Origin of the sequence: Acinetobacter pittii (assembly GCF_034067285.1) — a bacterium.
Classification (GTDB): Bacteria; Pseudomonadota; Gammaproteobacteria; order Pseudomonadales; family Moraxellaceae; genus Acinetobacter; species Acinetobacter pittii_E.
Map to the genome: position 1 here is coordinate 988412 of NZ_CP139286.1, position 22170 is coordinate 1010581.

Consider the following 22170-nt stretch of genomic DNA (forward strand, 5'->3'; position numbering starts at 1 on the left):
TATTTTTCTATAAAAAAAGATGGCTAAATTATGCCATCTTTTATTTATAAAATTTATTGTGCGTCTGTGCACAATTTGATGTTTTTAGTGCGAATCTACAGGGTAGAGTTTTGCCGCGCTATGTTCACTCGATGAAAAAATAGAGAAGAGACTAGAAAACCACATTGCGATTTTTTGGAAAATATTGGCTTCTTCAATATGTACGTTATCTTCGATTTGAAGACTACGGATCAGTTGATTATTTTGATAAATCGATACTGTTGCCAAGCTCATGACTTTCATTAACGGCGCAGTTAATTGTTTTTCATTCAGCTCAATGTTTACACGGGTTTGAGTCGTTTCGAGCGGAGCAATAATTTTTGGTTGCATGTTGCTGTCGAGGACTTGGACGCGTTGAGTCACATTGTCAAAAGTATTTAAATCAATTGGTGTCGGGTCTGCATATAAAGACGTCGTTACAATGGTCGGTTGCTTTGTTTCTACCTTAAACATTTTTAAAGTCGATTTTACAACAGGCAGTTCAGCAATTAATTTTTGTTCAGGAATAATCACTTCATCACGTGTATAGGCATACGCAAGATTCATTAATTTATCTGCAATCTCAGCACGTTTTACTGCACTTGGCGTACCTAAAACGATTACTAATAAACGTCTTTGATTTAGGTTAGATGAGAATGAAGGACGTGAAGCCGTTAAAGCCAAGTTGTAACCTGCTGCCTTGGTATATCCCGTTTTTAAGCCATCTACAGATGGATCATATTTCAAAGCAAGATTAGTCGCGTGGTGGAAACGTTGGTTATAGCTAAAGCTTGGCATTTTTGAATAATGTAAATATTCAGGGGTCTGCTTAATGACAGCCTGACTTAATAAGCTAAGGTCGTGTGCTGTAGTGAAATGATCAGGCATCGTAATTCCGGCAGGATTACTAAAGTGAGTATCTTTCATACCTAATGCCTGAGCTTCCTGATTCATACGTTGTACAAAGTGAGGAACATCACCAGAAATTTTTTCAGCTAAAGTCACGGCTGCATCATTCGCAGACATCACGATTAAACCTGCCAATAACTGATCAACTGAAATTTGTTCACCAGCTTTAAGATACATTTGTGATTCATCCCACTGCACAACACTAACCACTGGAGTCGCAGTAATGATTTCTTCTTTTTTCAGCTTGCCGGCTTTAATCTCTTTTAAGGCAATGTAGGCAACCATCATTTTAGTTAAAGATGCTGGTGCACGTTGCACATGGCTATTATGCTCAGCAATAATTTGACCCGATTGAGTATCTACAATAGTCCATGCAGCAGCTTCAACACTTTCAGGTGCAATATTGAGTAATGCGGCATTGGTTAGGGTAGTACAGAAAATACTAAAGAGGGTAAAAAGAGATAGAAAAAATTTCACGGATGACCTTAACTTTCACTGGCAAATACGGGACACAGATGCACAGCATGCTATGCCTTTTTTTCATGGAAGGCTAGTGGGAATTGTTGCCAAAAAATACATCTACGCAAGACGATACAAAAAAGTGATAATCTAATGTGAAGCCGTTCTTATTTTAAATTGAAGAATTTATGTTGCATTATCAAATTGAGTTCGATGATTACAAACAACACCTTGTTCACGTGACAATTCGTTTTTTAGCCAACCCGAATCAGGAACTTTGGTTACCAACGTGGATTCCGGGCAGTTATCTAATTCGAGAGTTCTCAAAACATATTGAATCCGTTAAAGCTTATGATGAAGCTGGTCGTCTGCTGGACATTAAAAAAACGAGCAAGAATCGCTGGCGTTTATTTAATACAGACCACGAATTAATGACGATTGAATATGATGTGTATGCATATGATTTGTCGGTACGTGGTGCGTATGTCGACCAGACTCGTCTATATATTAATCCAGCATGTGTATGTTTGGCTTTAGAAGGGCAGGAGCAATCTGCATGTGAAGTTGAAGTTTTCTTGCCGGATGAATTAAAGCATTTTCAGTTAGCAACAGGCTTAGCTTCAAAAAGTTTAGTTAAAGGTCGATTTACTTTAAAAGCAGATCATTATGATCAACTGATCGATAGCCCATTTGAACTAGCTGACCAAACACGCTTTAGTTTTGAAACCCATGGCATTGAACATGAGTTCGTAATTTCTGGTTCGCATAATACGAATATTGATCGCTTAAAAACCGATATCGAAAAGATTTGTGCAGCTGAAATAAATATGTTCGGTTCAGCACCATTTAAAAACTATACCTTCATGACCATGGCAACAGGGAATAATTATGGTGGGTTAGAACATTGTAATAGTACAAGTTTGATCACACCGCGTGACGATTTGCCAAAGTCGAATGAACCAACTGAACCTTCTAAAGACTATCAACGTTTTTTAGGCTTATGTAGTCATGAATATTTTCATTCATGGTTAGTCAAGTTTATCCGTCCAGAAAACTTTGCAAACTATAATTTGCATCAAGAAGGCTACACGTCTTTATTGTGGATATTTGAGGGTTTTACTTCATATTACGATGACTTGATTTTATTACGTAGCGGTGTGATTTCTCAGAAGTCTTATCTTGATTTACTCAAAGCACAAATTGACCGTTATTTACAAAACCCAGGCCGTTTTGTTCAAACAGTGGCCGAATCAAGTTTTGATGCTTGGATCAAATTTTATCGTCAAGATGAAAACTCAAATAACGCAGGTACTAGTTACTACAATAAAGGTGCTTTAGTTGCGTTATGCCTAGATCTAGGTTTACGCCTACGTGGTTCTAGTCTTGATGCTTTAATGCGTCGATTATATGAAAATACTCAAAATGGTATGCAAGTAAACGAAAGAACCATTTTTGATTTATGTAAGGAATTGACGGGTGATAGCTGGATTGAACAAATTAATCATTTGATTAATACCACTGATGAATTACCACTTGATCAATTGTTTCCTGAGTTTGGCTTAAGTTATAGAGTTAAAACTGACAAATCATTGCCACTAGGTTTAAAACTTGCTGATAAGCCAGAAGGTGTACTCGTACAAAGTGCTCGTCGTGATGGCGCAGCAGCGAAAGCAGGTATTTCTGCTAATGATGTAATTATTGCAATTGATGGGTTAAAAGCGACCACTAAACTTGTTGAGAAGTATGCAAAGCAGGGTGGTACTTACACTATCTTTGCTTTCCGCCGCGATGAGTTACTAACTTTTGACGTTGAGTGTGCTACATCTGATTTAACTGAAGTTGAACTGGTGATTGAAGATCAGGCGAAAATCGAGAAATGGTTAAAGGCTTAAATAGCAGTTAAATCGTTTATAAAAACCGATGTTTTGTACATCGGTTTTTCTTTTGAATGGCATAAAAAAATAGTCAAGGCGTTATCTTTGAGTTTGTTTTGAATGAAAAGTATAATAATTGTCAGAACTCTGAAAGATATCTCATGTAATTTAAGACTGTTCTATACCTAAAAGGTGGATAAAGCTGTATGTATGACCTTAAGTTAGGTATAAGAATATTATTAATAGATTTAAATTATGTATTATTTCACTACGAAATGTCGTTATCACTGGATATTTCGTTGACTGGAAGGCAATGAGAGCCGATACTCTCAGGGTTTTATTTAAGCATATCGGTTCGTAGGCACTGGGCCACAAGCTCGGTCCTCAACACTCAATCAAACGGAAGGGGCTATATATGGCTGGTGAAAAGTCAACTATTATTTACACACTGACTGATGAGGCGCCATTATTGGCGACCTATTCGCTACTGCCGATCATTGAGACCTTTACCAAGCCAGCTGGCATCGAGATTATTAAAAGTGACATCTCTGTAGCTGCACGCGTGCTCGCAGAATTCGCTGATTACCTAAGTGAAGAGCAAAAGGTATCTGACAACCTTGCAGAGCTAGGTCGTCTTACACAAGATCCAGATACAAACATTATCAAACTCCCGAACATTAGTGCGTCTGTTGCGCAATTAACTGCATGTATTAAAGAGCTTCAATCAAAAGGTTACGCAATTCCTGATTATCCGGAAAATCCGACGACTGAAGAAGAAAAATCAATCAAAGCTCGTTATGGTAAGTGCCTTGGTTCAGCAGTAAACCCTGTCCTTCGTGAAGGTAACTCTGACCGCCGTGCTCCTGCAGCAGTTAAAAATTACGCGAAGAAACACCCTCATTCAATGAGCGAGTGGAAACAGTGGTCACAAACTCACGTTTCACATATGGAAGAAGGTGACTTCTACCATGGTGAAAAATCAATGACACTTGATCGCGCGCGTAATGTGAAAATGGAACTTATCACTAACAGTGGTAAGAGCATTGTTCTTAAGCCAAAAGTTGCGCTTCAAGAAGGTGAAATCATTGATTCAATGTTCATGAGCAAGAAAGCACTTTGTGATTTCTATGAAAAAGAACTTGATGACTGTAAAGAAGCGGGAATTTTATTCTCTTTACATGTAAAAGCGACAATGATGAAAGTTTCACACCCGATCGTTTTCGGTCACTGTGTGAAAATCTATTACAAAGAAGCTTTCGAAAAACACGGTAAGTTATTTGACGAGTTAGGCATTAACGTAAATAACGGTATGGCTGGGTTATACGAGAAAATCGAAACTCTTCCTACTTCATTACGTGAAGAAATCATTGAAGACTTACATGCTTGTCAAGAACACCGTCCTGCACTTGCAATGGTTGACTCGGCAAAAGGCATCACTAACTTCCATTCACCAAACGACATCATCGTTGATGCTTCTATGCCAGCAATGATTCGTGCCGGTGGTAAAATGTGGGGTGCTGATGGTAAGCAATATGATGCTAAAGCTGTTATGCCAGAATCAACATTTGCCCGTATTTACCAAGAAATGATCAATTTCTGTAAATGGCATGGTAACTTCGATCCGAAGACTATGGGTACAGTACCAAACGTTGGTTTGATGGCTCAAAAAGCTGAAGAATACGGTTCTCACGACAAGACTTTTGAGATTTCAGAAGCAGGTATTGCAAACATTACCGATCTTGACACTGGTGAAGTGTTATTGACTCAAAATGTGGAAGAAGGCGATATCTGGCGTATGTGTCAGGTTAAAGATGCTCCGATTCGTGACTGGGTTAAACTTGCAGTAACTCGTGCACGTAATTCAGGCATGCCTGCAATCTTCTGGCTTGACCCGTACCGTCCACATGAAAACGAGTTGATCAAGAAAGTACAAAAGTACTTAAAAGATCATGATACAACTGGTCTTGATATCCAAATCATGTCTCAAGTACGTGCAATGCGTTACACACTTGAGCGTGTGGTACGTGGCCTAGACACGATTTCTGTGACTGGTAACATCTTACGTGACTACTTAACTGACTTGTTCCCAATTATGGAACTTGGTACTTCTGCAAAAATGTTGTCTATCGTTCCGCTAATGGCGGGTGGTGGTATGTACGAAACTGGTGCAGGTGGTTCAGCGCCAAAACACGTACAACAACTTGTTGAAGAAAACCACTTACGTTGGGATTCACTTGGTGAGTTCCTTGCACTTGCAGTATCTTTAGAAGAAATGGGTATTAAAGAAAATAATGCTCGTGCTAAGTTACTTGCGAAGACTCTTGATGAAGCGACTGGTAAATTGCTTGACAATGACAAGTCTCCATCACGTCGTACTGGTGAAATCGACAACCGTGGCAGCCATTTCTACTTGTCACTTTACTGGGCTGAAGCGCTTGCTGCTCAGAACGAAGATGCTGAGTTGAAAGCTAAATTTGCTCCTCTTGCTAAAGCTTTAGCTGAAAATGAAGAGAAGATCGTTGCTGAACTTGCGCAAGTACAAGGTAAACCAGCGGACATCGGTGGTTACTACGCAATTGATCCGACTAAAGTAAATGCTGTAATGCGTCCAAGTGCTACATTCAATGCAGCTCTTGCAACAGTTGAGGCTTAATTACTAACTCGTTAGTAAATAGTTTAAGAGCCGGTGCATATGCACCGGTTTTTTATTGCCTAAAAATAAAAGACATTAAAAAAGCCCACTGATGTGAGCTTTAAAACTTAAATGTGTTTATCGACCATTATTACGCCCACGACCACGTGGTGCTTTGGTATTTGGACGAGTTGTACCATTGGTCTTACGACGTGGTTTCTCGCTTTCATCCATTTGCCAAATACGTTTTGTACCAGACTTTTTCGCAGAACCATCTTTATTTTTGCGAACCATTGGCTTGCCGCCTGTACCGCCTGGTTTTTTAACATATGAACGTGAACGATAAGGCTGTTCAGCTGGCACATCTTTAAAGTCAGGGTAGAGTAATGGTTCAATTTCTTTAACATCACCTGGTTTTAAGCCAAGTTGAACTAAGTCGATTGAGCCAATTTTAGTACGAATTAAACGTAAAGTTGGAAAACCTACCGCAGAAGTCATACGACGAACTTGACGGTTACGGCCTTCGCAAATTGAAATCTCGATCCAAGATGTTGGAATATTTGCACGGTAACGTACTGGCGGATTACGTTCCCACAACCATTCAGGTTCACTGACTTTAATGGCTTTAGCTGGCAGCGTTATACCATCGTTCAGTTCTACACCTTTACGAAGTTGTTCAAGCGCTTCTTCGGTTACATCGCCATCAACTTGAACTAAATACGTTTTGTATTTTTTATTTGCAGGGTTGGTAATGAACTGATTCAGACCACCATGATCGGTTAAAAAAACTAAACCCTCAGAGTCCATATCAAGACGGCCTGCTAAGCGTAAAGTCGGGTCATCAACAAAGTCAGAGACGGTCATATGTGCTTCGTCTTTACGAAACTGGGAGAGAACGTCATATGGCTTGTTGAGAATCACAATTTTCATAAAAAATGGCTTCTTCTTTCAAATAACTAGAGAAAACATTGAGCTATATTTAAGTGTGAAATTTGCTTATTTCCCACATAAATCTCAAAAAGAATTAAATTCGATTAAGCTATTATGCGTTAATAAAAGTTGAAAGTATTGTTTATCGATAATTATTTTTAGTTAATTAAGTATTATAAAAGGGAGAATCTACACAATGGGTTATCAGAAGATCGTGGTTCCTGCCGACGGTGACAAAATCAAAGTAAATGCAGACCTATCACTGAGCGTACCAAATCATCCAATTATTCCCTTCATTGAAGGCGACGGTATTGGTGTGGATATTACACCAACAATGAAAGCAGTCGTAGATGCTGCGATTTTAAAAGCTTACGGTGGTAAACGCTCAATCGAATGGATGGAAGTGTATTGCGGCGAAAAAGCCAATAAAATTTATGGCAACTATATGCCCGAAGAAACTTTCGAAGCACTCCGCGAGTTTGTTGTATCCATCAAAGGTCCTTTAACCACACCAGTTGGTGGAGGCATTCGTTCACTCAACGTTGCTTTGCGCCAAGAATTAGATCTATATGTTTGTGTACGACCAGTGCGTTGGTTTGAAGGCGTTCCATCACCCGTTCAACACCCTGAATTAACCGATATGGTGATTTTTCGTGAAAACTCGGAAGATATCTATGCCGGTATTGAATGGAAAGCTGATTCAGAAGAAGCTAAAAAAGTAATTAAGTTTCTTCAAGAAGAAATGGGTGTTACAAAAATTCGTTTCCCTGAAGGATGTGGTATTGGAATTAAACCTGTTTCAAAAGAAGGAACACAGCGTTTAGTCCGTAAAGCCATTCAGTTTGCAATCGAAAATGACAAGCCTTCTGTGACGCTGGTTCACAAGGGTAATATCATGAAATACACCGAAGGCGCATTTAAAGAGTGGGGCTATGAATTGGCTCTAGATCGTTTCGGTGGAGAGCTGATTGATGGTGGTCCATGGGTTAAAATTAAAAACCCTAGAACGGGTAAAGACATTATTATTAAAGATGTCATTGCAGATGCGTTTTTACAACAGATCTTGATGCGTCCAGCTGATTACTCTGTGATTGCTACCCTAAATTTAAACGGGGACTATATTTCTGATGCTTTGGCAGCAGAAGTAGGCGGTATTGGTATTGCACCTGGTGCAAATATTGGTGGTGCAATTGCAGTTTATGAAGCAACTCATGGGACTGCGCCTAAATATGCAGGTCAGGATAAAGTAAACCCCGGTTCTATTATTCTTTCTGCCGAAATGATGCTACGCGATATGGGGTGGATAGAGGCTGCTGACCTGATCATTAAAGGGATTTCTGGAGCGATTGCTGCCAAAACTGTAACTTACGATTTTGAGCGCCTAATGCCAGGTGCAACCTTGTTACGTTGTTCTGAGTTTGGTGATGCGATTATCAAACACATGGAAGATTAAATAAATCTTATATAGGAAAGCCCTCGATTCAATTCGAGGGCTTTTTTTATTGCATAAATTCGGGGTGTTTCGGAGTTTTAATAAAACCAGTTTTCTTTTGATAACTCTGGTCTAGGGCCTGAATAATAAGAACGAAAGCAATTAGAAATAAAGGAAAGAGCAGAGTTTTCACGATTTAGTTTCTCCGAGAGTTGAGGTGAGAGAGGGGCGTATAGGAAGCAAAAGGCAAATCGCAAAAAAGAGAACGATTCCACCTAAAAGAAAAAGATGTGCATAAGACCAATGCAAATGATGTAAAGTACTAATGACAACACCTCCTAAAAGCTGAGTGCTAGCAAACCCAATAGTGGCAAGGCTCCAAAGCTTTTGATAACGTTGCTCATAAATCTGTAACAGACTATAAGAACTAATAAATACGGTTGCGGGAGTGAGTAAACCTGTCAGAAGCGAAGATAAGGCCAGTAAAGAAGTCATTTGTGAAAGGCAAGGTAAAACAACAGCTAGGCAGTAAATGGCATATAACCATTTAATAGTTTGTAGATATCCCATTATTCGGCTTAAGCCATAAGCAACAAGTGCACCAATACAGCTTCCCATTCCATAGAGAACCCAAAATAGATTTCTTTGCTGTAGGGGAAAATGCAGAGTTCCAGATAAATAATCCATCCAAAACAAAGAATGGGGAATATAGGCAAAGGCACTACACATATAGGCAATAATAATAACCAGACCCAAACGTGATTTTTGTGAAGCTTGTAGAGAGGTCGATTGCGATTTAATAATCTGGGCAGTATTACGAGTTAATAATCGATAAAGAGTTAAGCTTCCTAATAGAGAAAGACCAGCAAAAATATCCCAAACATAATGTACGGGCATATTTTTAAGTAAGGGAATAATAATAGTGGCAGATAAAACGCCGACACCAATCCCGCTAAATCCTAAAAAATTAACTTTTAATCTTTGCGTGTTGGGAGTGTATTTCATTGCAAAGCTAGGCGCCAAAATCATAAGTAAACCACCGGCAATACCTGAAATCGTACGCCAGACAATGAACCATACCAGAGGCATATCCATGAATGAACAACATAGTAGGCTAAGGCTACCAGCTATAGCCGAAAGTACGATGAGGGAGGGGATGTACTTTTCTTTAATACTGGGCAGCGCCAATAAGGCACCCATGAGATATCCCAATAAATTTGCACTGCCTAAGTAACTGGCAAAATCGTGATTCCAGTGATACTGCTCGATCATGATAGGCATGAGCGCAGTATAGGAAAATCTAAAAACACCAATTCCCAAACAAGTTGCCAAAAAGACAATTATGCTCATTCGATAAAACGTAGACATGAGAAGACGCTCAATTTTTTTATTATTAAAAACGAGTTTATCAATCATTAAAAATGATTTAATATGATGTTAATTATCTTGTTTTGAGATAGTGGTATGTTACTTAAGTCTCTAGAGTTTTTTTTAGCTGTTGCAGAGAGTGGAAGTTTTTCATTGGCTGCACAAAAAATGTATACGGTTCAATCGAATATCACGAGCCATATAAAAAAACTTGAAGAAGAGTTGGGGGTTATTTTATTCAATCGCAATAACCCAGTGACCTTAACCAATGCCGGACAACAGCTACATAGTTATGCTGTTCAAATGATTGCGCTACATAATAAAGCTAAAAAGATCTTTCAAGAAGGTGATATTGACCCGAATGAAACCATTCGTTTGGGCAGTATGGAAACGACAGCAGCAATACGTCTTCCTCAATTACTCAATCAATGTATGCAGCAATATCCAAATTTACCGATTGAGTTACAAACCCACCCAACCCGATATTTGTTGAGTGCGGTGCAGCAAGGAGAGGTGGATTGTGCTTTCGTTGCTTCTAAATATGTGATTCCAGAGTTATATAGTTTTCCTGTCTGGCACGAAGAGCTGGTTCTGGTTTGTCCAAAGCAACAAGTGAGCTTTCCAGACAAGGCCACCCTTGCAAAGACTAGATTTATAGCATTTCGGCAAGGTTGCTCATATCGACATGCCATAGAGCTTTTCTTGAATGATTTTAGCGTTCCGCCTTCACAAATCATGGAAATGGGAAGCCTTGACGGAATCGTGAGTTGTGTGGAATTGGGTGTGGGTTTTGCCTTATTACCGAAGTCATATCTCACAAAAGTTGCAGATAAAGTTTCAGTCAATTGTTTTGGATTAAATACGGAATCTGCTTTTTTTACTACCTACTTGGTTGCTCAGTTACCAGAAACCTGGGGAACCAATTTAAAGCAGTTTATTCGTTTTATTGAGCAACAATTTGAATTAAAGGTTGCTTAAGTAGAGGCTGATTTTTATACATAAATATCTTACTTAAGTTATAAATTAAAAGTGATATATATGTATTTAAAAGTCATTTTATATTCTCACGCAGGTTTGTAATCATCTTGATGCTATAAAATTGTGGAAAAGGGTAGTTTATATAGGCTGGCTATGGTCAAATATGCCCCCTTGAAAGATGACACAAGCAATAATTTGGAGTTTGGGAATGAATATACCCTTAATCATCAATATTGTGGTTTTCGTCGGGTTAATATTTTTACTCGCCCAAACACGTAAAACAGATTGGAGCTTATCAAAAAAAGTTCTGGCTGGCTTAGTTCTAGGTGTGGTGTTTGGTTTAGGACTACATTTGATTTATGGCGGTGGCCATCCGATTCTTGCTGAATCTATTAGCTGGTTTAATATCGTTGGAAACGGCTATGTAAAACTTTTACAAATGGTTGTTATGCCTTTGGTATTTGTGTCTATTTTGGGAGCGGTTGCAAAATTACACCAAGCCTCATCTTTAGGCAAAATCAGTTTTTATACGATTGGTACCTTACTCTTTACAACACTGATTGCTGCCCTGGTAGGGGTGTTTGTTACAAACCTGTTTGGCTTAACTGCAAAAGGTTTAGTGCAAGGTGCTGCTGAAACTGCACGTTTAACTGCGATTAATACAGACTATGTAGGTAAAGTTACCGATTTAAGTGTACCGCAATTTATTCTTTCCTTTATTCCAAGTAATCCATTTGCTGAATTAACTGGCGCCAATCCAACTTCAATTATTAGTGTGGTTATTTTTGCTGTCTTTTTAGGGATAGCAGCACTCAACCTAATGAAAGATGATGCAGAGAAAGGTCAGCGTATTTTAACTGCAATTCAGACTTTGCAGTCTTGGGTAATGAAGCTGGTTCGTCTAGTGATGACACTTACACCGTATGGTGTTTTTGCACTTATGACAAAAGTTGTGGCAAGTTCGAATGTCGCAGATATCTTAAACCTTGGTGGTTTCTTGGTGGCATCTTATTTAGGTCTAGCGATCATGTTTGTTGTGCATGCGATTATCTTGACCCTGACAGGTGTTTCTCCACTTAAATTCTTCAAAAAAGTTGCTCCTGTTTTGACATTTGCATTTACCAGTCGTTCAAGTGCTGCAAGTATTCCGCTCAGTATCGAAACCCAAACTCGTCGTTTAGGTATTCCTGAATCTATTGCGAGTTTCTCAGCTTCTTTTGGGGCAACCATTGGTCAAAATGGTTGTGCAGGTTTATATCCAGCAATGCTCGCGGTGATGGTTGCGCCAACCATGGGGGTTAACACGCTAGACCCAATGTGGATTGCATCGTTGGTTGGTATTGTAACTTTAAGTTCAATTGGAGTTGCCGGAGTAGGTGGTGGTGCGACTTTCGCTGCGCTAATCGTGCTTCCTGCTATGGGCTTGCCAGTGACTTTGGTTGCACTGCTTATTTCAATCGAGCCACTCATTGATATGGGGCGTACTGCCTTAAACGTAAATGGCTCAATGACCGCTGGTGTTGTGACCAGTCAATTAATGGGTCAGACCGATAAAGAAATATTAGACAGTGAAGATGAAATTGAGCTAACTCAACATCATTAATAACTGATACTAAACGGCTCATCTACTCTGGATGAGCCGTTTTTTTATATACGTAAATTGCCACTGTGATGTTAATTTTTAAAAAACTGTATCTGTTTTTCCTCTAAATAATTTTCGAAAATGAGTCTATTACAAAAGAGAGTACTATCATGAAAATGTATCAAGTCGACGCTTTTACAAAAGAGCTATTTCGTGGAAATCCGGCTGCTGTGATTGTTGAAAAAGAATGGCTGGATACAGATTTAATGCAGAAGATAGCACTTGAAAACAACTTGTCGGAAACTGCCTTTGTAAAAATTATAGATGCTGAAAATTATGAAATCCGTTGGTTTACACCAACGGTTGAAGTTGATTTTTGTGGGCATGCCACGCTTGCTAGCGCTTTTGTAATCTTTAAAGATTTTACTGATAAAAAGACAATTAATTTCCATGTACGAAATTTGGGGCTTTTTGTGGTACATCAAGATGAAGATGGAAAAATCAGAATGGATTTCCCGATTCGTAAAGCTCATCAAGTGGAAGATTATCCAGATATTTTACGCCAAGCTTTAACCAAACCTTTTAAAGCGGTTTATCAAAATGTTCAAGCCTATATTGTTGAGTATGAATCAGTACAAGATGTATTAGATGAGCAGCCTGATATGAATTTGCTCAAAGCTCTAGGTAAGAGAACTGCAATTACAACTGCTGGTATGGATGTTGTAATAACATCAAAAGCAGACCAGCAATATGATTGTGTATCGCGTTATTTTGCTCCTGTCGCGGGTATTGATGAAGACCCTGTTACAGGTTCAATTCATACCGCAATAGCGCCATTATGGGCAGGAAAACTCGCTAAAAATAATATTACGGCTTATCAGGCTTCTAGCCGCGGTGGGGTTTTATATTGCAACGTCCTGTCGGAGGAACGTATTGAAATCGCAGGATATGGAAAACTTTATATGCAAGCTGAAATTTTTCCTTAAAATATAAGGCCGTTTAAATAAACGGCTTTTTTTTCAAAACTTTACTATGAAAGTCAGCTTAAATTTCCTACTATAGTCCCACAACTATTGATTTTTTATTATTCAAATTAATTGGTATTTATATGTTTATGCAGTTTAAACAACTGACTCTCTCCCTGTGTATTCTTGGTTTAAGTGCTGCATCTTGGGCACAAACTACATTAGTAAAAAGTAAGCAAAATATTGAGGAATATAAATTAGATAATGGTTTTCGGATTGTTTTAGCACCGAATGCCAAAGAAAATAAAATCTTTATTAATACCATTTATTTAACTGGTTCATTAAATGACCCGCAAGGCAAAAGTGGCTTGGCTCATTTGCTTGAGCACTTGGCTTTTAAAGGGACTAAAAATGTTAAAGGGGAAGAATTCCAGCGCCGTTTAGATCAATATACATTGATGACAAACGCCAGTACGGATTATTATTCAACAAAATATACCAATATCGTTCGTCCAGAGAAAACTGCGCTTGATCAGGTGCTGTATCTTGAATCTGAACGTATGGATAAATTAGTTCTTCAAGAAAAATTTGTTCCTTCTGAAATTGAAATCGTAAAGCGCGAACGTGAAGTCCGTATGGATCAGCCATTTGCTGTGCTGATGGATCAAATGTGGAAGTCAGCTTACGGTAATCAATATCTAGGACGTTTACCGATTGGTGATTTGCCTGAGCTTAAATCTATTAAGATGCCTGAATTAAACCAGTTCTATCGTAGCTGGTATGCGCCTAATAATGCAGTCATGGTGATTTCAGGTAAGTTCGATAAAACAGATGTATTAAAAACAATTGACCAATATTTTAGTCCAATTGCGGCACGAGAGGTTCCAAAACCTGTACAGATTCCTGTACTTGACTCTACAAAAATAAAAAATCGTCAGTTCATGGTGAAAAAGGGAAGTGATCTGGCTAAATTCCATATCTATATGAATGGTAAAAATACCAAAATTCAGCCAACACTCGCTTTAGCCCCTTTGTTATATACCATGCAGCCAAGTGGTCATTTATATCAGGACATGGTTGAAACGGGCATTACCACAAATGTAGAGTCTAGCACTTGGTTAGACCAAGATTTTAATGTGGTGTTTTTAGGCGCGATTTATTCACCAAGTAATGATCCTAAAAAAGTTGAAAGCTCTTTGCTAGCGGGCATTGAAAAAGGGAAGCCTTTTACCGAAGTTGAATTAAATCGTGTTAAAAGTTTAATGAAAACTCAAGGTGACCTAATCACGAAAGATGCGGTAGCACTGGGGTCACGTTTAAGTGATTACACCGTTGCTGGCGGGCAGTGGGATCAATATTTTAAAGATTTAGATTTGGTAGAAAAAGTTAAGCTAGATGAAGTAAATCAAACTTTAAAACAGTTCCTTGTAGCTGAGCATCGTATTGATGGTGAAATTCTACCAACGCCTGAAGACCAGAAAAAAGCTCAACAGCAAAATTCAAAAGAGATCCCTAAAACTCTAGATCAGGTAGAAGTAAAGGCCGAGCCTTTAAAAGATCCAAAGGTATATCAACAAGAAGTTGCAGAGTTTTTAAAAACTTCAAAGCAATATGTTGAAAGTAATGAGAAAAAGATTATCCGTGGAAAACTGAAAAATGGAATGAAATATGCCTTATTCCCGGTTGAAACACGTGATGATCGTACTTATGCAACGATTACTATGGACTTCGGGACAGAAAAATCTTTATTTAATAAAGGTACGGTAGTTGATTTAACCTCATACTTATTGCTTCGTGGTTCTGATAAATATAGTTTGCAAGATATTGCCGATAAGTCGATTGATGCCGGCGGCGCTGCTTATGCAAGTGCTGACGGCAATGGCATGACGATTAACATTCAGTCTAAATCAGAAAAATTTGATGAGTTTTTCAAGTTTGTTCTTGATGTGATGAAAAATCCGAAATTTGAGCAATCTCAATTTGATTTAATTAAATCGCAAAGCTTATCAAGCCTTGATCGTCCTTATACCGAGCCAGATGTAGTAGCAGGCTTAACACTTTCACGTTTGCTTGAAGAATACCAACCGGGTGATTTGCGTTATCACTTTGAACCTGAACTGGCAAAACAGCAGTTGAAAAATGCAACTCAAGAGCAAGTGAAAGAGTTGTATGAACGTTTCTTTGCAATGAACCACGCTCAAATTGCCATTACAGGCGAATTTGATGCGAAAAAGATGCAGAAATTACTGAATCAGGAATTTGGTCGTTGGAACGGTAAACAGCCATATCAAAAAATCTTGATTGATCACGTTGATTTTCCAGCACAGAAAGTTCATGTTTTATCTGAGCAACGTGAATTTGGTAGCTACCAAAGCGTACTGTCACTGCCAGTTGGGAAAAACCATCCAGATGCATCTGCTCTTATTTTAATGAACTATATTTTAGGCGAATCTCAAATTTCCTCACGTTTGGCTCAAGAGCTTCGTGAGAAAAATGCACTAGTTTATGGTTTTGGAAGTGGGCTGCAACTTGACCGTGATACGAATGTAGGGGCTTTGAGTATTAGTGCAAATTATACTTCGGGTCGTTCAGCCCAAGTGTCTGCATCAATACATAAAGTGTTGAATGACTTGGTGAAAAACGGTGTAACTGAGCAAGAACTTCAAGCTGCTAAAGCAGATATCATGAAGAAACGAGTTACGGCATTAGAAGATGAACGTAATATTCATGGGATGTTAAATCTACAGCTTGAAACAGACAAAACATTGCAAGACCGAATTCGTCATGATCAAGAGTTAACTAAATTGACTGTTGCGGACGTCAATAGAGTAATTAAAAAGTATATTAAACCTGAGCATTTGGTCGAAGTGATGGCTGATCAATATGGTCAGGCAGCAAAAAAATAAAGTCTTCTCGCAAATAAAAAGCCACTGAATCGTGGCTTTTTATTTGGATTTTTAAATCATATTAATGATCGTGTTTATGCGCGTGAAAATCTTCATTTTTACGGAAACGTAAATAATTTTCGAATTGCTCACAATACTCATCGAAGTTATCTTCAAGCATCATTTGAAATTGTTGAAGAAGGTAAGACATGACCTGATCTTTCGCATCACGCATTTCATTACCATCTTTAAAGTTATTTGCTGCCACCCATGTGTTGAAGCGGGCAGTAGCAAACAACATCGCAGCACTCACTTGACCACGTAACTCAGCTGGATCAACTTTTTTATCTTTTGGCGGGCGGCAAAAATCATTAGCCTGTTTAATAAATTCATCCGCACGCTCAAAGAAAACAGCATTTAACGCTTCTTCTTCAGTAATATCTGTTGCATTAATCTTTTGAGACATGACTTATTCCCGCAAAAATAGAGCTGCTTATTATAGGCAAACGCTTGCAGAAACAAAACCTTTGACTTAGTCTGTAAATAGCCTAAGTATTGGTAGGAGAGAATAATATGCAAGATGCAATTGCGATTCAAAGTTTAAAAACAGATACTGCTTTATTACGACAGCATGTTTTTCCACCTCAATATTTAGAACATGTTGAAGGGTTGCCAATTTATTATGGCTTGCAAAAAGAAGTCGAAAATTATTACCAACAATGGCAGGGCCTAATTGAAAGGGCACAAGAGCTTTTTCAGCCATTTATGGAAGATGAATTACCAGATGCTATTCATTTACCAAGTCACTTAAATTTACCGCTATTCTTTTTTCATGTAGACCGAATTCGGATTAATAAAACACGCGCAAAAGAATCTAAAACTTTCCGCGGTGTAGCGAGTCTTATTGAAAAATGTGGACAGTTTGAAACAGACCAGATATTTACGATGCAAGAATGGTTGCAAAGTGACGATACCGCGGCTCTAGTTGCTCACCGTGAATTCATTGATTTAAGAACTTATGTGTTTCAACATGGGCAAAGTGAATATACCCGTTCACGGTTTTATACCAATGGGATTGTGCTAGGGGTTGAACCGCATTTTAAATTGGTCGATGCTCGTGATAAACCAAGAAAGCAGCGCAGTGATAGCTATAGTGATCCGTTAGCAGATAACGGTGTATGGAAAGTATTTGGTAAGTATCGATAAAAAGTCGCTGCATGTTTACAGCGACTTTTTATAAATTACCAGAAAGTTTCAGTCTGACTAAAGGTTTGTAAAGCTTTTGCTGAACGCTTTTGTAGCTGCGGCTGTTTGGCTTTTACCCAGCCTAGAGCAAACCAGAAAGATGAGTCATTTTCAATAGCTTTATTGAAAATACCTTCTGCAATAAATAAGTCGTTATAGTGGCCTAAAGTGTTTTGTACAGGTTGTAGCTGTTTTAAATATTGCTGTACTTTTTTGTTTGAATAAAGACTTGAAATAAATTCAACACAATAACGTAACTGCTTAGCTTGCTTTCTTATTTTGTGCTGTTCAACAACTTCAAGCTCAGAGAAATGGTCAGCATGGCTAATCACTTTATGATGTAACTTATCTAAACTCTTTTTAATATGTTTTTTTAACCCACCAGTTTTGTTCTCTGAATCTTCTTCTGAATAAGCAAATGCTAATAAATCAAGTAATAGCTTAATCGTGTCCGCAGAGGTAAAGATTGTTGAAAGTTCTTTTGAGGGCTGGGCTGAAACTGGTAGTAAAAGTTCAGGTGAACCGTGTTGTTGAATAACAGGTAACACTTCGGTGCGAATAGCATCTTCATCACGAGTGTCTCCAAGTTTACGGAAAAGCTCAGCAATTTGTTCTTCCCAAAGTGGATTTAGCTCGCCTGACCAACCAGCGAAATGCTTAAGCGCACTACGTAAACGACGTAAGCTTACACGTGCCTGATGAATATGCTCAGCTTCAGCAACGCCATCGGCAATGACAGCCATATTTGGCAAGAACTGTTCCAAACAGTTTTCAACAATCTTTTTTAAAGCCTGTTCAGCAGTAATATCTTTATTTAGTGTCAGAGCTTTGGCATGAACAGCAGGTGAGGTAGCTTGCCCTAGTGCTAATAAGTTGCCACGCTCAGCTTTACTTCTTACATCAAGCCAAAGTGAGTAACGATTAATCCATTGCTGTGCAAATTGAATAAGCGTTTTCACTGGACCTTGCTTGAGTTCAAATTCGACTTCGCAAATTACACTTTGTGCATCCGCCGTTTTTACCACACCATCATCTAAACAAACTTCAATCGCTGTATTATCTGCTTCAAATACGTGGTAGGTACGCTGTACATCGGTCTCAAACTGCAAACTCAATTTTTCAGCGTGTGCTCCTAAAGCTGTATTAATTAAATCCATGACTACTTTATTATCTTGATATAACTCAAGGTTTAAGTCAGGTTCTTGCTCACACTTACCTAAATGAATTTCTTCTTCAACACGGTGAAGATGGCTTTGACCTGCAGCTTTAAATGTTTGTACCCATTGATCATCTTCTTTACGTAGACGTAGAGCCATACCATTTTTTGCAAGCAGTCGATCAGGAGTATCGTAATACTTTGCTTGTAAGTGAATATTTTTTGCTTTATGTTTTTTTAAGTATTGCTGGACAGTTTTTTTCTTCGATTCAGGTAACTGAAACTTTAGCTCGACTTCGACCATAATATATCTCCCTGAATCAGGTATTTAGACTATCTTGAATAAGTATAATAGCTTAGCGTTAAAAATAATGATTTTGATAGAGAAAGTTACAATCAAACATATGACGCTACACTTTTATTTAGGTGTACAATCAGGTGACGTTTTGATCAAATAAAAATCAGGAAGATGATCGTGAATGCACCAATAAACTTTAGCCATGAAGCTCAGCCAGAGTTTGAATTACCGATTAAAAACTATCAGGACTTTTATCGTTTTTATTTAACTGAACACCGTAACATCATGAGCAGACGCTTACATGTGGTGGGTAGCAGTATTGGCATATACTTTTTTTCAAAAGCAATTCGTAAGAAACAGGCCAAATATGTGCTCTATGGTTTGGTAGCTGGTTATGCAAATGCCTGGGTTGGACATTTTGTGTTTGAAAAAAATAAACCTGCCAGTTTTAAACAGCCTTTTTATAGTTTTATTTCTGATTGGCGAATGTTGTCGGATGTTGCACGTGGCCGTTTGAGTTTGGTTGATCGTAAGTTTGATAAAATTCCGAGTTAATTTTTACTTTTATTCTCATTATACCGATTGGTACTGGTAGACCTAGATCAATCGGTACTTATGATGTCCTATAAATCCGTTATACTAGCCAAGTTTTTTAAAGCGAGAGTAGAGTATGCGCGGTTTATATCTCATTACCAATGATGACCCAATCCAATTATTATTAGAAAAATTAGACGCCGCGCTCGCAACTCGTCAGGTCGCAATTTTACAGTATCGTCGCAAAAAAGTAGACAAAGCAGATCAACCTGCTGAAGTTGAACACATCAAATTATTATGTGAAAAATATCAGGTTCCTTTTGTGATTAATGACGATCTGAAACTGGCTGCTCAGTTTGGATTAGGTGTGCATTTAGGTCAAAGTGACGGTGAAATTACCGATGCAACAGCGCAATTACCAGAAGGCGTCATTATTGGTCGTACTTGCCTGAACTCTTTAGAGCTTGCACAAAAAGCAATTGCCGATGGGGCGACTTATATTGCATTTGGTGCGGTTTACGCGACTTCTACAAAACCTGAAGCAGGTAATGTCGGTATTGAAGTGATTAAGCAAGCAGCAGCTCAATATGATGTACCAATTTGTGCGATTGGTGGTTTAACTGTTGAAAACTCACAATCTGTGATTGAGGCCGGGGCTGACCTCTGTGCAGTCATTAGTGATATATTAGGCCGATCAACTGCTGAAATTCCTGCCCGTGTACAGGCCTGGGCACAATTATTTTCTTAAGCTTTCAAAATTATTTTTTAGATATTTAAGACGAGCATTTCCATGAGTTTATCTCCAAAGCAAGAACAGTTATTTAAACAAGCCAGTAAACACATTCCAGGTGGTGTGAACTCTCCAGTACGTGCCTTTAATGGCGTTGGAGGAACACCGGTTTTCATCGAGAAAGCTAAAGGTGCTTATTTGTGGGATGTCGATGGTAAGCGTTATGTTGACTATGTTGGTTCTTGGGGACCAATGATTTTGGGTCATGCTCATCCAGAAATTATTAAAGCAGTACAAACAGCCGCAGAAGATGGTTTAAGTTTTGGTGCGCCGACTGTTCACGAAACAACGTTGGCAGATATTATCTGTGAAATCATGCCATCAATTGAATTGGTGCGTATGACGAACTCTGGTACAGAAGCGACCATGACGGCTATTCGTTTAGCACGTGGTTATACTGGCCGTGACAAGATTGTGAAGTTTGAAGGTTGCTACCATGGTCACTCAGACTCACTCTTAGTAAAAGCAGGTTCGGGCTTACTCACTTTAGGTGAGGGTGAGCCGACTTCGAAAGGTGTACCTGTTGATTTTGCTAAACACACCTTAACGCTGCCTTACAATGATATTGCTGCATTAAAAGAATGTTTTGCTAAGTTCGGCCATGAAATTGCGGGTGTTATTATTGAGCCTGTCGCAGGTAACATGAATATGGTGAAACCAATTGACGGTTTCTTACAAGCCATTCGTGATATTTGTGATGAATATAAATCTGTATTCATTATCGATGAAGTGATGACAGGCTTTCGCGTTGCACTCGGCGGTGCACAATCGGTATATAACGTTAAACCTGATTTAACCACTTTAGGTAAAATTATTGGTGCAGGTCTACCAGTTGGTGCGTTTGGTGGTAAACGTGAAATCATGGAATGTATCGCACCTTTAGGTGGGGTATATCAAGCAGGTACATTATCTGGTAACCCACTTGCTATGCGTGCTGGTATTGAGATGTTCACGCATCTTCGCCAACCAGACTTTTATAGCAACTTATCTGCTCAACTTGAAAAGTTACTTGCAGGCCTACAAGCTGCAGCTGATGAAGCGGGTATTCCATTTAAGACTCAGCAAGCTGGCGCAATGTTTGGTCTGTATTTTACCGACCAAGAAGATATTACAAGCTTTGACTCTATGTTGGCCTGTGACATTGAAGCTTTCAAAAAGTTCTTCCATGGTATGTTAAAACGTGGAGTCAACTTAGCACCGTCTGCGTTTGAAGCTGGCTTCATTTCATCTGCTCATTCAGACGAAGATATCGAGTTTACGATTCAGGCTGCGAAAGAAACATTCGCTGAAATGAAGTAAGCAAAAAGCCCGTGTTAAACGGGCTTTTTAATTTGAGCTATTTTTATATTTGTAGAGAATAATGTTTTACCCCTTACCTCGAAAAATCCAATTAGCAACAAGTACTTCAAATTGGTCAATTGAGTCTACGCAAAGTATATTGCTATTGGTTGGGCTCAATGAGCTTAGAGTACGACCAGATTGGTCTGAGCAACCATTGGCACACCATTTAGAACTGTTGAGTAAACGAGCGCAATCACTCGAAATTCCAGTTATTTTTATAGATACAGCTCAGCTTCAACAAACCATGTTGGAGCTTGGTCAGCGTTTGTCATCAAATACTCAGGCTCAAGTTATGATGGCAGGTGATTTGTCTCCTCTATTTAAGCAAGTCATGCAGCTTGTTTTATCGATTACAGATCAAGTCAGTGTGGTAAACGATGCAATCTTGGCGAGTAGCTTAGAGCAGCATATCCAATGGGTTGAAAAGATCAGTTTTGACTCCATTCAACATGTAAACACAAAGACTTTAATACGCTTATGGTCTTTAAGTGCGCCATCTTCCTATATCTTGTCAGATAAAGGAATTTTATTGGCAATTGCTGAACAGGTGGGGCGACATCCTATGGAGATCCATCCGGAAATTGATTTAAGAAACTACGGACTAGATCAGTCTGCTGTTAATTATCTGGCCGATCTATGGCGTGCAAATGGTGCGAGATTGAGCGCAGAAGAGTTAATGCAAGCACCGACATTGCAACATATTATGCAGTTATTGAAGCAATGACTGCCGATAGGGGCGAAGTGATCCATATTATTTGCAAATTCTGCTGTTAA

At 38.8% G+C, this 22170-nt stretch carries 18 protein-coding genes; 12 read left to right on the forward strand and 6 right to left on the reverse strand.

The window, feature by feature from the left end:
• Positions 1-84: 84 nt before the first annotated feature.
• Positions 85-1404 carry a D-alanyl-D-alanine carboxypeptidase PBP6B gene (gene dacD / locus SOI81_RS04655; RefSeq protein ID WP_262456695.1) on the reverse strand — a complete coding sequence of 440 codons (1320 nt, stop codon included), beginning with the start codon at positions 1402-1404 and terminating at the stop codon, positions 85-87.
• A gap of 170 nt (positions 1405-1574) precedes the next feature.
• Between dacD and SOI81_RS04660 the strand changes: the two genes are divergently transcribed.
• Together SOI81_RS04660 and SOI81_RS04665 are read left to right on the forward strand one after the other, a co-directional pair.
• Positions 1575-3278 carry a M61 family metallopeptidase gene (locus SOI81_RS04660; protein WP_320541293.1) on the forward strand — a complete coding sequence of 568 codons (1704 nt, stop codon included), beginning with the start codon at positions 1575-1577 and terminating at the stop codon, positions 3276-3278.
• A 397-nt stretch (positions 3279-3675) separates the two neighbouring features.
• Positions 3676-5913: an NADP-dependent isocitrate dehydrogenase gene (locus SOI81_RS04665; protein ID WP_002118624.1), complete on the forward strand. Its 2238-nt coding sequence runs from the start codon at positions 3676-3678 to the stop codon at positions 5911-5913.
• 117 nt (positions 5914-6030) lie between these two features.
• Here the strand turns inward: SOI81_RS04665 and rluE are convergent, their stop codons facing one another.
• Entirely contained in the window at positions 6031-6822 is a 792-nt protein-coding gene (rluE, locus tag SOI81_RS04670) for an rRNA large subunit pseudouridine synthase E (RefSeq protein ID WP_016140328.1), read from the reverse strand.
• A gap of 196 nt (positions 6823-7018) precedes the next feature.
• Here rluE and icd point away from each other — a divergent pair, with 196 nt between their 5' ends.
• A complete protein-coding gene (gene icd, locus SOI81_RS04675; protein ID WP_239967103.1) occupies positions 7019-8275 on the forward strand; it encodes an NADP-dependent isocitrate dehydrogenase in 1257 nt (418 codons plus the stop codon).
• Positions 8276-8321: 46 nt separating this feature from the next.
• Here the strand turns inward: icd and SOI81_RS04680 are convergent, their stop codons facing one another.
• Both SOI81_RS04680 and SOI81_RS04685 read right to left on the reverse strand, forming a co-directional pair.
• Positions 8322-8447, reverse strand: a complete 126-nt coding sequence (locus SOI81_RS04680; RefSeq protein ID WP_239967102.1) for a hypothetical protein — start codon at positions 8445-8447, stop codon at positions 8322-8324.
• Positions 8444-9670, reverse strand: a complete 1227-nt coding sequence (locus tag SOI81_RS04685; protein WP_320541294.1) for a YbfB/YjiJ family MFS transporter — start codon at positions 9668-9670, stop codon at positions 8444-8446. The genes SOI81_RS04680 and SOI81_RS04685 overlap by 4 nt, the downstream gene beginning before the upstream one ends.
• 48 nt (positions 9671-9718) lie before the next feature.
• Here SOI81_RS04685 and SOI81_RS04690 point away from each other — a divergent pair, with 48 nt between their 5' ends.
• The 4 genes from SOI81_RS04690 to SOI81_RS04705 all read left to right on the forward strand — a co-directional run bounded on the left by SOI81_RS04690 (position 9719) and on the right by SOI81_RS04705 (position 16053).
• Positions 9719-10600 (forward strand): LysR family transcriptional regulator, encoded by an 882-nt coding sequence (locus SOI81_RS04690; protein WP_224991469.1) that lies wholly within the window; start codon positions 9719-9721, stop codon positions 10598-10600.
• A gap of 208 nt (positions 10601-10808) precedes the next feature.
• The gene (gene ydjN, locus SOI81_RS04695; RefSeq protein WP_320541295.1) at positions 10809-12203 is read left to right on the forward strand and encodes an L-cystine transporter; all 1395 of its coding nucleotides are present in this window, start codon (positions 10809-10811) and stop codon (positions 12201-12203) included.
• Between the two features lie 149 nt (positions 12204-12352).
• Positions 12353-13168 carry a PhzF family phenazine biosynthesis protein gene (locus SOI81_RS04700; protein ID WP_320541296.1) on the forward strand — a complete coding sequence of 272 codons (816 nt, stop codon included), beginning with the start codon at positions 12353-12355 and terminating at the stop codon, positions 13166-13168.
• 122 nt (positions 13169-13290) lie between these two features.
• Positions 13291-16053: a pitrilysin family protein gene (locus SOI81_RS04705; RefSeq protein WP_320541297.1), complete on the forward strand. Its 2763-nt coding sequence runs from the start codon at positions 13291-13293 to the stop codon at positions 16051-16053.
• Positions 16054-16114: 61 nt separating this feature from the next.
• Here the strand turns inward: SOI81_RS04705 and SOI81_RS04710 are convergent, their stop codons facing one another.
• Positions 16115-16498: a DUF3144 domain-containing protein gene (locus SOI81_RS04710; RefSeq protein ID WP_002118682.1), complete on the reverse strand. Its 384-nt coding sequence runs from the start codon at positions 16496-16498 to the stop codon at positions 16115-16117.
• A 107-nt stretch (positions 16499-16605) separates the two neighbouring features.
• On the opposite strand from SOI81_RS04710, the gene SOI81_RS04715 reads away from it, so the two are divergent.
• Positions 16606-17238 carry a hypothetical protein gene (locus SOI81_RS04715; RefSeq protein ID WP_320541298.1) on the forward strand — a complete coding sequence of 211 codons (633 nt, stop codon included), beginning with the start codon at positions 16606-16608 and terminating at the stop codon, positions 17236-17238.
• A gap of 35 nt (positions 17239-17273) precedes the next feature.
• Here the strand turns inward: SOI81_RS04715 and SOI81_RS17455 are convergent, their stop codons facing one another.
• Positions 17274-18737, reverse strand: coding sequence for a CHAD domain-containing protein (locus SOI81_RS17455; protein WP_345791150.1), 1464 nt, complete (start codon positions 18735-18737; stop codon positions 17274-17276).
• Between the two features lie 165 nt (positions 18738-18902).
• On the opposite strand from SOI81_RS17455, the gene SOI81_RS04735 reads away from it, so the two are divergent.
• The 4 genes from SOI81_RS04735 (at position 18903) to SOI81_RS04750 (ending at position 22120) form a co-directional block, all read left to right on the forward strand.
• Positions 18903-19286, forward strand: coding sequence for a DUF962 domain-containing protein (locus SOI81_RS04735; protein ID WP_239975188.1), 384 nt, complete (start codon positions 18903-18905; stop codon positions 19284-19286).
• Positions 19287-19401: 115 nt separating this feature from the next.
• Complete coding sequence (thiE, locus tag SOI81_RS04740; protein ID WP_239975189.1) at positions 19402-20013, forward strand: thiamine phosphate synthase; 612 nt, start codon at positions 19402-19404, stop codon at positions 20011-20013.
• A 42-nt stretch (positions 20014-20055) separates the two neighbouring features.
• Complete coding sequence (hemL, locus tag SOI81_RS04745) at positions 20056-21354, forward strand: glutamate-1-semialdehyde 2,1-aminomutase (protein ID WP_239975190.1); 1299 nt, start codon at positions 20056-20058, stop codon at positions 21352-21354.
• 61 nt (positions 21355-21415) lie between these two features.
• Complete coding sequence (locus tag SOI81_RS04750; protein WP_239975191.1) at positions 21416-22120, forward strand: phosphopantetheine-binding protein; 705 nt, start codon at positions 21416-21418, stop codon at positions 22118-22120.
• Positions 22121-22170 lie beyond the last annotated feature (50 nt).